Here is a 13714-nt window from a genome sequence, read left to right as displayed (position 1 = left end):
CGCGGGGCCTAGCTGGCGTCGTCGGGTGCCATCTGCGGCCGGCCCGTACCGGCATAACCGTGTCGGTTGGCGGCCAGCACCGCCTGGGTGCGAGTGGTGACGCCAAAGTTGCGCAGAATGCTGCTGACGTGGTTCTTCACCGTTTCCTCGGAGAGGTAGAGCATGCGCCCGATCTCCTTGTTGGTGTAGCCGTCGAGCAGCAGCTGCAGCACTTCTTCCTGGCGCGGTGTGAGCAGAGAGGAGGGGAGTTCGGCCATCGTGACTTCGTCGCCCATGATCCTGGGCAGGGCCGGCATATGGATGCCGCCAGCCAGCACCAGGCGGGTGACCGAGAGCAGTTCATCACTCATGCCGGACTTGGTCAGGAAAGCCGCCGCACCTTTTTGCATGACTTGTTGCATCACGCGCGGATTGACCGAGCCGGACAGGACGATGATGGGCAGGGCCGGGTGCTGGCGGCCAAAGACGTCCAGCGCCTCCAGTCCGTTCATGTCGGGCAGGTGGTAGTCCAGCAGCACCAGATCGAGTTCGGGTTCCTGTTGCGCCAGTTCGAAGGCGCGGGCGCAGGAGCCGGCTTCCAGTACGTCGACGTCATTTTCCAGTCCGCGCAGAACCTGGCGCAGGCCTTCTCGGATCAGGGCGTGATCATCAACGACCAGTATCTTCAATGTGTTTCCCAACGATGGGCGCAATGGCTGGCATGGTAGCGCAAGGCCCGCTAGACAAGGCGCATGACCGGAACGCGACCAGAGCCGCCCCGGCAACACTCAGAATGGGACGTCAACGCAGGGGCGTGGGCACCGTGGGGATGTGGTCCTGGTCGTCGCGGCGCAGATCGTTACGCGAGGGCGGCAGATCGAATTTCCCCAGTTCGGCGGAGACCCGCCAGTAGGCCGGTCCCGGCATGCGGGTGTGGGGGAAGCCGCAGGTCGGGGCAAACACCCAGGCCATCACATGCGAGTTGTGATTGTTGGCGGGATCGAAGTGTTGCAGCCCCTGCAGAATCTGTTGTTTGAGCAGGGGGGCATAACGCAGCAGGCCCTCATGCCAAGTGTAGACGACCAGGTTGATCTGGAAGTTCGGTGCCTGGCCGGTGTGCGGCCGCGCAATGACTTCACAGCCGATCCAGTCGATCGGGATGCCATTGAGACGCAGGGTGTCGCGCAACACCATGCGCACCAGATCCCGATAGTTGATCGGATTTTGGGAATGATTGGAGGCACCCAGCGTCGAAGGACTGTCAGCCGACGGGCTGTGGGATGCAGGGCTGCGAGAAGAACGAAACAATTCGAACATGGGAGCACTCCGAAGGACAGAAACGGAACCGACCTTGCCCGTGATGCCCGGGCTCTCCACCACCGACGAGGCCATTATATGTACTTCAGGTGGAACCCAGGGGAAATACGTCCGCCCCTTGCAAGGAAGGTCCATGCACTGACTCGGTGCTGGTGGTACTGGGTTGGGCTCGTTTGCACTATCGCCGCGGTGATGACATTGACGATTCTTATCGATTGATCGTCACTCGCGACGGTCCGCCAGCCAGCTGGCGCCTGCCCCGGTCCATCGGCTTGTTGCGCAGGCAAAAAAAAGCCCGCCGGATGGCGGGCTTGCTGGAACGGGTGATTTTCTTCAGCCGTGGAACTTCATCATCAACGGCACGATCAGCAGCGCCACGATGTTGATGATCTTGATCAGCGGGTTGATGGCAGGGCCGGCGGTGTCCTTGTAGGGATCGCCCACGGTATCGCCCGTGACGGCCGCCTTGTGGGCGTCCGAGCCCTTGCCGCCGTGATGGCCGTCCTCGATGTACTTCTTGGCGTTGTCCCAGGCACCGCCGCCCGTGCACATCGAGATGGCGACAAAGAGGCCCGTGACGATGGTGCCCATCAACAGGCCGCCCAGTGCGGCCGGCCCCAGCAGCAGGCCGACCAGGATCGGCACCACGACCGGCAACAGGGAGGGGATCATCATCTCCTTGATGGCGGCCGTGGTCAGCATGTCGACCGCGGTGTCGTACTCGGGCTTGCCCGAGCCGTCCATGATGCCCTTGATGTCACGGAACTGGCGACGCACTTCCACCACCACCGCACCGGCAGCGCGGCCCACGGCTTCCATGGCCATGGCGCCGAACAGGTAGGGGATCAGGCCGCCGATGATGAGGCCGATGATGACCATCGGATTGCTCAGGTCGAAGCTGATCACCTTGCCATAGGCTTCCAGTTTGTGGGTGTAGTCGGCGAACAGCACCAGCGCGGCCAGGCCGGCCGAGCCGATGGCGTAACCCTTGGTCACGGCCTTGGTGGTGTTGCCCACGGCGTCCAGCGGGTCGGTGATGTCACGCACGCTGGAGGGCAGCTCGGCCATTTCGGCAATGCCGCCGGCGTTGTCGGTGATCGGGCCGTAGGCGTCGAGCGCCACCACGATGCCGGCCATGCTCAGCATGGAGGTGGCGGCAATGGCGATGCCGTACAGGCCGGCCAGCTGGAAGGACACCCAGATGGCGATGCAGACGAAGATCACCGGCCAGGCAGTGGAGCGCATGGACACACCCAGGCCGGCAATGATGTTGGTGCCGTGGCCGGTGGTGGAGGCTTGTGCAATGTGCTGCACCGGGGCGTATTGCGTGCCGGTGTAGTACTCGGTGATCCACACCAGGGAGGCGGTCAGCACCAGGCCGACGGCGCAGGCGCCGAACAGGCGCATCTGGCTGCCGCTGGCGGTGATGGCGTTGTCCGGCATCAGCCACATCGTGACGAAGAAGAAGGCGATCAGCGAGAGCCCGCCGGCCACGGCCAGGCCCTTGTACAGGGCCGGCATCACGTTCTTCATGCCCGGGGAGGCCTTGACGAAGAAGCAGCCGATGATGGAGGCGATGATGGACACCGCGCCCAGGGCCAGCGGATAGACCACGGCACTGGTGCCCGAGCCGGTGACCAGCAGGGCGCCCAGCACCATGGTGGCGATCAGCGTCACCGCGTAGGTCTCGAACAGGTCGGCAGCCATGCCGGCGCAGTCGCCCACGTTGTCGCCCACGTTGTCGGCGATCACGGCCGGGTTGCGCGGATCATCCTCGGGGATGCCGGCCTCGACCTTGCCCACCAGGTCGGCGCCGACGTCGGCACCCTTGGTGAAGATGCCACCGCCCAGACGGGCGAAGATGGAGATCAGCGAGGAACCGAAGGCAAAACCGATCAGCGGGTTGAGCAGCTTGGCCAGGTTGCTGCTGGCGTTCAGGTTGCCGTTGCCGACCAGGAACCAGTAGAAGGCGGTCACGCCCAGCAGGCCCAGGCCCACCACCAGCATGCCGGTGATGGCACCGCCGCGGAAGGCCACGTCCAGTGCCGGGCCGATGCCCCGGGTGGCGGCCTGCGCGGTGCGCACGTTGGCGCGTACCGAGACGTTCATGCCGATGAAACCGCAGGCGCCCGAGAGCACGGCACCGATGATGAAGCCGACGGCCGTCTGGCCGTCGAGGAAGAGGCCGATCAGGATGGCCAGCACCACGCCGACGATGCCGATGGTCTTGTACTGGCGGGCCAGGTAGGCGGCCGCGCCGGTCTGGATGGCGGCTGCGATCTCCTGCATGCGGGCATTGCCGGCGTCTTGCGAGAGGATCCAGCTGCGGGCCCAGATGCCGTAGGCCACGGCGATCAGTCCGCATACGAGCGCCAGTATCAGCGCTGAATTGCCTGTCATATCAAACTCCTGTGTTGTTGTATCGCGTAGGGGTGGCAACGCAGGGGGCGGGGCCACCGATGCGTTGCTTCCTCGCCGCGACAGCCCACAGGTCTGACAGGACGATTGGCCAACGGGCGGACTGTAACGTGAAAACAGCCCGTTTCAAGAGGGCGTCAGGGCGGAGCAAGTAAAATCAGGGTTAATACCGATCTCTTTCCGTCTCAACTCAGCAAGAAGCAACCATGTCCCTCGACAACGTCACCCCTGGCAAGAATGTTCCCGAAGCTTTCAACGTGATCATCGAGATCCCGATGAACGCCGATCCCATCAAGTACGAGGTGGACAAGGAAACCGGCGCCATCTTCGTGGACCGTTTCATGAGCACGGCCATGCACTACCCGACCAACTACGGTTATGTGCCCAAGACCATCTCGGGCGACGGCGATCCGGTCGATGTGCTGGTCATCACGCCGGTGCCGCTGATCCCCGGCGTGGTCGTGCCCTGCCGTGCCATCGGCATCCTGAAGATGCAGGACGAGGCCGGCGAGGACGGCAAGGTGCTGGCGGTGCCGATCGACAAGATCCTGTCGATCTACACCCAGTGGCAAAAACCCGAAGACCTGAACCCGATGCGCCTGAATACCATCCAGCATTTCTTCGAACACTACAAGGATCTGGAGCCGGGCAAGTGGGTCAAGGTGCTGGGCTGGGAAGGCCCGGAGTCGGCCAAGAAGGAAATCATGGATGGCATCGCCAATTACAACAGCAAGGCCTCCAAAGGTTAATCGTCTCCACTGAAAGCAACGCCGGCAGGCCCATGGGCCTGCCGGCGTTTTTTCATGCGCACGCGCGAGAATCGCAGGGTTTTTCCGGTTCAATTTGAGCTACACCTCGTGAACCCCCGCGTGTATCATGGTTCGAAGGTCAATCCGGCGCACCACGCCAGGAAGGAACAAAGATCATGCAGACCACCAGCGAAACCCGTTCCGGCACCGCGACCGCCACAGCGGCTTCCGGTCAGTACCTCACCCTGCGCCTGGGCAAGGAGGAATATGCCATCGACATCCTGCGCGTGCAGGAGATCCGCTCCTACGAAGAGCCGACCCGCATGGTCAATGCGCCGGCCTTCATCAAGGGGGTGGTCAACCTGCGCGGCGTGATCGTGCCCATCGTCGATCTGCGCATGAAGCTCGCCCTGGACAAGGTCGAGTACAACGAATTCACCGTGGTCATCATCCTCAACGTGCGCGGTACCGTGATCGGTGCTGTCGTGGATTCGGTCTCCGACGTCGTCACGCTGGCGGCAGATGCCATCAAGCCGGCGCCCCAGTTCGAGACCACGCTCGACACCCGCTTCATCACCGGGCTGGCCAATGTAGGCGAACGCATGCTGATCGTCATGAACATGGAAGCACTGATGAACAATGCCGAGATGGGCATGCTGGCCACGGCCATCAGCTGAGCGACAGGACAAGCCCGCACCCACGAATCTGGCACTTGGAGCCCGAGTGGCGCACGGGGGTGGCGATAACAGGAGACACGCATGGAATTCTGGCTTCGACTCCGGATTGGCACCCGACTGGCCCTGGCGTTTGCCGCGGTGCTCATCATTACCACCACCGTTTCGGCGCTGGGGGTCTGGCGGCTTGGAACGCTCAAGGACACCAGCCATGAGATCGCTACGGTCGAGTTGCAGCGCAGCCTGCTCGCCCAGCGCTGGGCTTCACAGATTGCCATCAACTGGGTGCGGGCCTCGGCAGCGCTGAAAACCCGCGACGAGGCTTATATCGATGCCTTGCAGAAAGACATGGCGGCCACCTCCAAGGCCATCAGCGACGACCAGAAGCAGCTTGAGAGCCTGATGGAGGACGCCGCGGGCAAGGAGCTGCTGGCGCTTGTCGCCAAAGATCGCAAGACCTATGTTGATGCGCGCGCAGCACTGATCAAACGGCAAAAGGCCGGTGAGGACATTCTTGGCGCTGTCGATAGCGACTTGCGCCCGCTGGCGGAAACCTACCTCAAGGCCGTGGACCAGGTGGCTGGCCATGCCCGCCGGATCCTGACTGAGACGCAGGCTGAAGCCGAGGCTACTGCGGCCAGAAGCCAGCTGGCCCAGACGGGCGGTACCGTGTTGGCCGTGCTGCTGGGCATCGTCCTGGCCTATCTGGTGACGCGTTCCATCGTCCAGCCAGTCCGGCAGGCCGCAGCCTCCACACGCCATATTGCCGAAGGGGACCTGACGACGCATATTCCTGCACATGGCTCCGATGAAGTCGCGCAATTGCTGCAGTCCCTGGCTGCCATGCAGCACAACCTGGCCCGCATCGTCAGCCGGGTGCGCCAGGGGAGTGAATCGGTGTCGACCGCCAGCGCCGAGATCGCCCAGGGCAACAACGACCTGAGCGCGCGTACCGAAAGCCAGGCCAGCGCGCTGGAAGAGACGGCCGCGTCCATGGAAGAGTTGTCCTCCACCGTGCGCCAGAACGCCGACAACGCCAAGCAGGCCAACCAGCTGGCCCAGAACGCCAGTGCCGTGGCCATGCAGGGCGGTGAAGTCGTGGCCCAGGTGGTCGAGACCATGAAGGGCATCAATGATTCGAGCAAGAAGATTGCCGACATCATCAGCGTGATCGACGGCATCGCCTTCCAGACCAACATCCTGGCGCTCAATGCTGCGGTGGAAGCCGCGCGTGCGGGCGAGCAGGGTCGCGGTTTTGCCGTGGTGGCCGCCGAAGTGCGCAGCCTGGCGGGTCGCTCGGCCGGAGCCGCCAAGGAAATCAAGACCCTGATCAACGACAGCGTGAGCCGCGTGGGGCAGGGCACGGCCCTGGTGGACCAGGCGGGTACCACGATGAACGAGGTGGTGGCCAGCATCCGGCGCGTGACCGACATCATGGGCGAGATCAGCGCGGCCAGCAGCGAGCAGAGCCAGGGTGTGGCGCAGATTGGCGAGGCCGTCACGCAGATGGACCAGGCCACGCAGCAGAACGCGGCGTTGGTAGAGGAAATGGCGGCGGCGGCCAGCAGTCTCAAAAGCCAGGCACAGGACCTGGTGCAGACGGTGGCTGTGTTCAAGGTGGATGCGCAGCAGCACGACTTCAGCGCTCCGACTTCAGCGCCGGCACCTGCTGTGCGTGCGGCCAAGCCAGCCGGTCTGCCTGTGCGTGTAGCAGTGCCCCGTCAAACGGGTGCAAGGGCTGCTCCAGCTGTTGCGCCAGCAGCGCCGGCGACCCCGCGCGAGCCCCCCAAGCTCAGCGCCAAGGCCGGTGGCGATGATGGCGACTGGGAAACCTTCTGAACAGGCCTTTTCTAGTCTTCCTGCCGTAGCGGGGAGTGCCGCTCCAGTTCATCGACGTAGTCGGCGACACCCAGGGCCTCGCGCTCCAGGTAGCGTTCGATGGCGCTGGCGAATTCCGGATGCGACAGCCAGTGGGCACTGCTGGTGCGCACCGGCAGCAGGGCACGGGCCAGTTTGTGCTCTCCCTGCGCCCCGCCCTCGAAGCGCTGGTAGCCCTGGGCGATGCACCATTGCAGCGGGCTGTAATAGCAGGCCTCGAAGTGCAGACAGTCGACCCGCTCCAGCGCCCCCCAGTAACGTCCCCAGGCCACTTTCTCTGATCCCGTGTCGCTGATGGCGATCAGGCTGCAGGCGATGGGATGGCCCCGGCGTTCGGCGATGAAGAGCAGCCAGTGGTCTGATTGGGTGTGGGAGATCTCCTCGAAGAACATCCGGCTCAGGTAGGGCGGGTTGCCGTGTTCGAGATAGGTTCGCTCGTAACAGCGATAGAAGAAATCCCAGTCCTGCGGGGTGATCGCCGGTCCGCGGGCGTGCCGCAGCACCACACCGGCCTCGATCACCTTGCGCCGTTCCTGCCGTATCTTCTTGCGCTTCTCCTGGTTGAGCGCGGCAAGGAAATCATCGAAGTTACGGTAGGGTTCAGGTTTCCGATTTTCCCAGTGAAATTGCACGGTGTGGCGCTGCATCAGGCCGGCCTGCTGGCAGGCCTGGAGATCCTGTGGATGCCCGAAGAGCAGGTGCAATGAGGACAGCTCCTTGTCACGGCACAGATCCAGTACCGCTTCGACCAGGGCCGCGCGGGAGGCGGCGTCACGTGCCAGTAGACGGCTGCCTGGTACCGGGGTGAAAGGTACGGCCACCACGGCCTTGGGGTAGTAGGCGAGGCCATGACGTAGGTGGGCATCAGCCCAGGCCCAGTCGAACACGTATTCACCCCGTGAGTGGGACTTGAGGTAAAGCGGGCAGGCCGCCTGCAGGATTCCGGTAGCGTCCCAGAGTGTGACGAAGCGCGGTGTCCAGCCCGTGGCCGGGCAGGCACTGCCGCTACGGTGCAGCGCGGCCAGGTATTCGTGCTGCATGAAGGGTGTGGGCTGGGGCTGCTGCGCCAGCAAGCCGTTCCAGGCGCCGGCATCGAGCTCCAGTGGGGAATCGAGCACCCGGATGACATAATTGCTTTTGCTCACGCTGCTCCCCGACTTTCCTTGCCTTCCATGACCTTGCGTATCTGCGTTGCCCAGCTCAACTTCGTCGTCGGCGACCTGGCGGGCAATGCACAAAAAATCATTGCGGCAGCCCGCGCGGCCCACGTGGCCGGTGCCCGGCTATTGCTCACGCCCGAACTTTCCATCTGTGGCTACGCGGCGGAAGACCTGTTCTTCCGGCCATCGTTCATCGCTGCCTGTGATGATGCCGTGAAAACAGTGGCCCGCGAGCTGGCCGGGTTAAAGGACATGACGGTGGTGGTGGGACACCCCGCCGCCGTCGAGGCGGGCGGTCTGCGCACGCGTTCGGTCACCGTGCCCAACCGCGTGAACGCTGCCAGCGTCCTGCGCGAGGGGCAGGTGATCGCCACCTATGCCAAGCGCGAGCTGCCCAACTACCAGGTCTTTGACGAACGGCGTTATTTCGTCCCGGGGCGGGACACCTGTGTGTTCGAGGCCGGCGCGGCCGGTGCGCGCGTCAAGGTCGGCCTGCTGATCTGCGAGGACGCCTGGTACGAAGCGCCGGCGCGAGAGACGCGCGCGGCCGGGGCCGAGCTGCTGGCAGTGATCAATGCTTCGCCTTTTCACGTGGGCAAGGGTAGCGAGCGCGAAGACATGATGCGACGGCGGGCCCGGGACTGCGGCCTGCCGCTGGTCTACGCCCATCTGGTCGGTGGCCAGGACGAGGTGGTCTTCGAGGGGCATTCCTTTGCCCTGCAGGCCGATGGTGCGCTGGCGGCGCGGGCGCCGAGTTTTGCCGAGGACGCGTTCGTGGTGGACCTGCACCGCAGCGCAGCGGGCGTGCAATTGCAGGGTGCGATCGAACCCGACCGCAGCGCCGACGCCGACCTCTGGGATGCCCTGGTGCTGGGCGTGCGCGACTATGTGGGCAAGAACGGTTTTCCGGGCGCGATCATCGGCCTGTCTGGTGGCATCGACTCGGCCCTGGTGCTGGCCATCGCTGTCGATGCCCTGGGGGCCGACCGGGTGCGCACGGTCATGATGCCCTCGCCCTACACGGCCGATATCAGCTGGATCGACGCACGGGAGATGGCCCACCGCATGGGCGTGCAGTACGACGAGATTTCCATCGTGCCCGAGTTCGAGGCCTTCAAGGCCTCGCTGGCGCAGGAGTTCCGCGGCCTGCCCGAGGACACGACCGAGGAGAACATCCAGGCCCGCATCCGTGGCACGCTCTTGATGGCCCTGTCCAACAAGAGCGGACGCATCGTGCTGACCACTGGTAACAAGTCCGAGATGGCGACCGGCTACTGCACGCTCTACGGCGACATGGCCGGCGGTTTTGCCGTGATCAAGGACCTGGCCAAGACCACGGTGTTCCGGCTGGCGCGCTGGCGCAATGCCCACGATCCGCATGGCAGCGGTGCCAACCCGATCCCCGAGCGCATCATCACGCGCCCGCCCAGCGCCGAGTTGCGCCCCGACCAGAAGGATCAGGACAGCCTGCCGGAATACGAGGTGCTGGATGCCATCGTCGAGCGTTACATGGAGAATGACCAGGGCATCGAGGAAATCGTGGCCCAGGGCTACGCGAGGGCCGACGTCGAGAAGGTGACGCGCCTGATCAGGTTGAACGAATACAAGCGGCGCCAGGCGCCGGTGGGCATCCGGGTTACCCACCGCAGTTTCGGCAAGGATTGGCGTTATCCTATTACCAACAAGTTCCGCGCCTGACTTGCATGGCAAGGCAGGCTGAACGTCAGCTTATTCACCGACAGGAAGAAGATTCATGAAGCAGATTACCGCCATCATCAAGCCTTTCAAGCTCGAGGAAGTGCGCGAGGCCCTGGCCGAGTGCGGTGTGACCGGCCTGACCGTCACCGAGGTCAAGGGCTTTGGCCGCCAGAAAGGCCATACCGAGCTCTACCGCGGCGCCGAGTACGTGGTGGACTTCCTGCCCAAGGTCAAGGTCGAGGTGGTGGTCAAGACGGATGATGTGGACCGCTGCGTCGACGCCATCGTCAAGGCGGCCCGTACCGGCAAGATCGGCGACGGCAAGATCTTCATCACCTCGATCGAGCGCGTGGTTCGCATCCGCACCGGTGAACTCGACAACTCGGCGATCTAAATTTCTTCGAGTCGGGGTGCCGGCGCCAGGCCGGCGGCCTGTACCAGGCTGCTGAGCAGGGCTACTGGCTCCTCTCCTGTCTGGATCAGGCTCATCTGCCAGTCACTCAGGAATTGCTGCTGTACGGTTGCGGCCAGGAAGGCCAGCAGACCATCGTAGTAGCCTCCGCTGTTCAGGATCCCGACGGGCTTGTCGTGATAGCCCAGCTGGCGCCACGTCCAGACCTCGAACAGTTCCTCGAAAGTGCCGATGCCGCCCGGCAGGGCCACAAAGGCGTCGGCACGCTCGGCCATCATGCGCTTGCGGTCGTGCATGGTGTCCACGATGTGCAGCTCGGTGCAGTCGTGCAGCGCCCATTCCTTTTCCACCAACGCCTTCGGGATGATGCCGACAACGCGGCCGCCGGCTTGCAGGGTGGCTTCAGCCACGAGGCCCATCAGTCCGGCCTTGCCGCCACCGTAGACCAGCTGGCCGCCATGCCGTCCGATCCACTGCCCCACGGTGCGCGCCATGTCGGCAAATTGCGGGTCCAGGCCTGGGCGCGAGCCGCAGTAGACACAAAGGGAGAAGGAGGGGGTCATGCGAGGAAGCGGTGGTAGAGAGCGACGCACCAGATGCCTGTGCACAGCAGCAGGCTCAGCAGCACGGCAGCGCTGCCCATGTCCTTGGCACGCTTGGACAGGTCGTGCCATTCGGGACCGATGCGGTCGATGGCAGTCTCGATACCGGTGTTGAGCAGCTCGACGATCATGACAAAGAGGACGGCGCCAGCCAGCAGGGCCGTTTCTACCCAGTTGCGGCCGATCCAGAGCGAGAGCGGTAGCAGGACCAGGGCAGCCAGGGCTTCCTGGCGAAACGCGGCCTCATGCCAGCCGGCCCGCAGGCCTTCGAAGGAGTAACCCAGGGCGTGCCACATGCGATTCAGGCCGCGGCGGGATTTTTGCGGGTTGACGGTGGTGTCGTGTAAATCGGGCATGCGCTGATTGTCCACCAGCCCGGCGACATCAGGCCTGCCGGGGGCGGGCATCGATCAGGCGGGTGCCAGCCAGGGCGTCATGCCAGAACTGCTGGGCAGGATGAAAGCGGCTGAGCAGGGCCCAGACCAGTACCCAGCCGAGCACGATGACCGCAGATTCTGCGCCCGAAAGGCCGAAGGCGGAGGTGACCGCCAGCGGTGGCAGAAACCAGAGCCAGCTCAGCACATAGCGCAACAGAGAGCGACGCTGCGTCAGGGGCCGACCGGCCAGGTCCACCACGCGGATATGCCAGGTTTTCATGGCCAGGGTCTGACCCTTGGACCAGAACCAGGCAAAGTAAATCCCCAGCACGACAAAAAGGAAGGCCTGTTGCATGAGGCGGTTGTCCAGGGCGTGCCGGGTCTGGGACAGGGAGCTGAACAGGTAGCTGGCGATGAAGACCACCCCAAACAGCAGCATGCCTTCGTACAGCCAGCAGGCCATGCGTCGCCACAAGCCAGGGGTGACAGGGGAATTCCCGTCCCCTGCTGTCGTAGGGGCGGTCGTCGTGCGGTCCGGACTCACTGCGCTTCGGCGGGCTCGTCTTCGTAAGGCGAGCGTTCGGGTTCGCTGCGTGCGGCTTCCGGCCGCGGTAGCAGGGTGTGCTGCTGGACCGGCAACGTGGCATCAGCCAGGTTGGGGCGCGGCGAGGCCGACCGGCGGGGCACCTGGCTCAGTTTGGGGCTCGCGCCGGGCTTGACCGTGGTCACGCCGGCTGGCTGGGTTTGCGCCTGCTTGGCCAGCTGGCGTTTTTCTTCCGGGCTCAAGGCCTGGTAGGCCTCCCACTGGCTGGCTTTCTGTTCAGGAGTCAGTTTCTTGATTTCCTTGAAATTCTGACGGGCTTGGGTGCGCTGCTGCTGGCTCAGGGTGGCCCACTTGCTCATATGCAGATGCAGTTTGACCTGTTCCTCGGCGCTGAGGGTCGGGTAGTTTTTGGAGAGAGCCAGCCATTTCAGCTTGTGCTGCTCGGTCAGGCGGTCCCAATGCGGGGCCAGGGGCTGCAGGGCTTGGCGCTGGGCCGGGGTCAGGTCTTTCCAGGCCGGTTTGTTCTGGATGGGGGCGGCGGCCACAACGGTATTGCTGCTGGCGCTCCGGGCGGTGCTGTCGTGGCGGTAGAGGGAGCGCCCGGTGACGGTCTGCCCGGCCGTGCCTTCGGCTGGCGCAGCCAAGGCCGGCAGCCAGAAGGCGAGCAGCAGGGTCGCGACCAAGCCACCCGGTCCGGACAAGTGCCGGTGAGAGGAGAGGGGGCGGGTCATCTGTTCCATGGCGCAGTCTCAGTCTTGCCGCAGCTGATCGATGCGGGCTTTGAGGAACTGGGCGAAGCCAGGGTCGGAATAGGCATCGGGGGGCAGATCGTCGGTCAGGATGGCGGCATCGAGTTCGGCCAGTTCCTCGGCGATCTGCTCGGTTCCCACCATCTGGATGGTCACGAGACCCGCGATCAGGGCCAGCAGGGGAATGAGGGACACCAGTCGGGGCCAGAGTCCACGCTCATCCTCGCCGCCGCCCAGCGCCGCCACGCCGCCGCCCAGGGAGATGCCGGCGGTTTCCCGGACCTGGACTTCACGGTACTTGCCGAGGGCCTGCTGGCGTGCGACACGCAGCCGCTCGCTGATGTCGTGGGGCAACTGCTGGGCGGACGCGTCCAGATAGGCCGCCAATTGGCGGCCGTAGCGGTCCTGGGCGGACAGGTTGGCGGTGACGGACATGGTCTTCATAGTTGTATTCCCTTGGCCCTCAAGGCTTTGTTAAGAGCCTGGACCGCCCTGGAACAGTGCGTTTTCACACTGCCTTCGGAACAGCCCATGGCCGCGGCGGTTTCCGCCACGTCCAGTTCCTCCCAGTAACGCATCAGGAAGGCTTCCCGTTGACGGGCGGGCAGTTCCTGGATTTCCAGCTCGATTTCACGAAAGATCTGGGCCCGCTGGGTCGAGCTTTCAGCGCTTTCCACTTGGGTGGATGCGTCCGAACTGTCGAGATTTTCCAACAAGTTGAATTCACCGTCCTCGGACTCGGATTCGAAATCGCTGAGATTCGAAAACAGGGCGTTGCGCGTCTTCTGCCGACGAAACCAGTCCAGGGTGGTGTTGGACAGGATGCGCTGGAACAGCATGGGCAGCTCATCGGGCGGCTTGTGGCTGTAGTGCTCCACCAGCTTCATCATGCTGTCCTGCACGATGTCCAGCGCCGACTCGTCATTGCGCACGTGGTAGACAGAACGCTTGAAAGCGCGTTTTTCCACGCTTTTGAGGAATTCGGTCAGTTCTTGTTCGGTGGCCAAGGGCAGGAACCAGGGGGAGGCGCGAGTGTGTCTCTGGAGGAGGGGGCGGTCTGGAAAGGCCGCTTTGGGGCAGGATTATGGCATCGTGCCTGCACATTTATGCACGCGCGGCTGCGAATTTGAATGCTGCAGTGCGATAATGCCATTTGC

Annotated in this window: 15 protein-coding genes; 5 read left to right on the top strand and 10 right to left on the bottom strand. The window is 64.0% G+C overall.

Translation table 11 applies throughout. The features are described 5' to 3' along the window. Nucleotides 1–8 precede the first annotated feature (8 nt). The 3 genes from AO057_RS13320 to AO057_RS13310 all read right to left on the bottom strand — a co-directional run bounded on the left by AO057_RS13320 (nt 9) and on the right by AO057_RS13310 (nt 3696). Nucleotides 9–668 carry a response regulator transcription factor gene (locus AO057_RS13320; RefSeq protein WP_240480786.1) on the bottom strand — a complete coding sequence of 220 codons (660 nt, stop codon included), beginning with the start codon at nt 666–668 and terminating at the stop codon, nt 9–11. Between the two features lie 112 nt (nt 669–780). Further along, nucleotides 781–1296 carry a hypothetical protein gene (locus AO057_RS13315; RefSeq protein ID WP_205630025.1) on the bottom strand — a complete coding sequence of 172 codons (516 nt, stop codon included), beginning with the start codon at nt 1294–1296 and terminating at the stop codon, nt 781–783. A 333-nt stretch (nt 1297–1629) separates the two neighbouring features. Further along, nucleotides 1630–3696: a sodium-translocating pyrophosphatase gene (locus AO057_RS13310; protein ID WP_057676407.1), complete on the bottom strand. Its 2067-nt coding sequence runs from the start codon at nt 3694–3696 to the stop codon at nt 1630–1632. 224 nt (nt 3697–3920) lie between these two features. Between AO057_RS13310 and ppa the strand changes: the two genes are divergently transcribed. From ppa to AO057_RS13295, 3 genes are all read left to right on the top strand, one after another. Continuing rightward, complete coding sequence (gene ppa / locus AO057_RS13305; protein WP_057676406.1) at nt 3921–4463, top strand: inorganic diphosphatase; 543 nt, start codon at nt 3921–3923, stop codon at nt 4461–4463. Nucleotides 4464–4639: 176 nt separating this feature from the next. Next, nucleotides 4640–5140, top strand: a complete 501-nt coding sequence (locus AO057_RS13300) for a chemotaxis protein CheW (protein WP_057676405.1) — start codon at nt 4640–4642, stop codon at nt 5138–5140. Between the two features lie 81 nt (nt 5141–5221). Beyond that, on the top strand, nt 5222–6976 hold the full coding sequence (locus tag AO057_RS13295) for a methyl-accepting chemotaxis protein (RefSeq protein WP_057676404.1): 1755 nt from the start codon (nt 5222–5224) through the stop codon (nt 6974–6976). An 11-nt stretch (nt 6977–6987) separates the two neighbouring features. On the opposite strand, the gene AO057_RS13290 is transcribed toward AO057_RS13295, so the two are convergent. Beyond that, complete coding sequence (locus AO057_RS13290) at nt 6988–8160, bottom strand: GNAT family N-acetyltransferase (RefSeq protein WP_057676403.1); 1173 nt, start codon at nt 8158–8160, stop codon at nt 6988–6990. Nucleotides 8161–8187: 27 nt separating this feature from the next. Here AO057_RS13290 and AO057_RS13285 point away from each other — a divergent pair, with 27 nt between their 5' ends. Then, complete coding sequence (locus AO057_RS13285) at nt 8188–9873, top strand: NAD+ synthase (RefSeq protein ID WP_057676402.1); 1686 nt, start codon at nt 8188–8190, stop codon at nt 9871–9873. A 55-nt stretch (nt 9874–9928) separates the two neighbouring features. After that, nucleotides 9929–10267 carry a P-II family nitrogen regulator gene (locus tag AO057_RS13280; RefSeq protein ID WP_057676401.1) on the top strand — a complete coding sequence of 113 codons (339 nt, stop codon included), beginning with the start codon at nt 9929–9931 and terminating at the stop codon, nt 10265–10267. On the opposite strand, the gene AO057_RS13275 is transcribed toward AO057_RS13280, so the two are convergent. Genes AO057_RS13275 through AO057_RS13250 form a run of 6 tightly spaced genes read right to left on the bottom strand, consistent with a single transcriptional unit; the run spans nt 10264 to nt 13564 of the window. Further along, on the bottom strand, nt 10264–10848 hold the full coding sequence (locus tag AO057_RS13275; RefSeq protein ID WP_057676400.1) for an LOG family protein: 585 nt from the start codon (nt 10846–10848) through the stop codon (nt 10264–10266). The genes AO057_RS13280 and AO057_RS13275 overlap by 4 nt on opposite strands. Continuing rightward, on the bottom strand, nt 10845–11243 hold the full coding sequence (locus AO057_RS13270; RefSeq protein WP_057677297.1) for a diacylglycerol kinase: 399 nt from the start codon (nt 11241–11243) through the stop codon (nt 10845–10847). The genes AO057_RS13275 and AO057_RS13270 overlap by 4 nt, the downstream gene beginning before the upstream one ends. 28 nt (nt 11244–11271) lie before the next feature. Further along, nucleotides 11272–11808: an RDD family protein gene (locus AO057_RS13265; RefSeq protein ID WP_082605559.1), complete on the bottom strand. Its 537-nt coding sequence runs from the start codon at nt 11806–11808 to the stop codon at nt 11272–11274. Continuing rightward, complete coding sequence (locus tag AO057_RS13260; protein ID WP_082605558.1) at nt 11805–12548, bottom strand: DUF3106 domain-containing protein; 744 nt, start codon at nt 12546–12548, stop codon at nt 11805–11807. Before AO057_RS13260 ends, AO057_RS13265 begins: the two co-directional genes overlap by 4 nt. A gap of 9 nt (nt 12549–12557) precedes the next feature. Then, complete coding sequence (locus tag AO057_RS13255; protein ID WP_057676397.1) at nt 12558–13001, bottom strand: DUF3619 family protein; 444 nt, start codon at nt 12999–13001, stop codon at nt 12558–12560. Beyond that, the gene (locus AO057_RS13250; RefSeq protein WP_057676396.1) at nt 12998–13564 is read right to left on the bottom strand and encodes an RNA polymerase sigma factor; all 567 of its coding nucleotides are present in this window, start codon (nt 13562–13564) and stop codon (nt 12998–13000) included. Before AO057_RS13250 ends, AO057_RS13255 begins: the two co-directional genes overlap by 4 nt. Nucleotides 13565–13714 lie beyond the last annotated feature (150 nt).

The organism is Curvibacter sp. PAE-UM (genome assembly GCF_001432305.1).
Taxonomy (GTDB): Bacteria; Pseudomonadota; Gammaproteobacteria; order Burkholderiales; family Burkholderiaceae_C; genus Hylemonella.
This window is presented reverse-complemented; position numbering and strand designations above follow the sequence as displayed.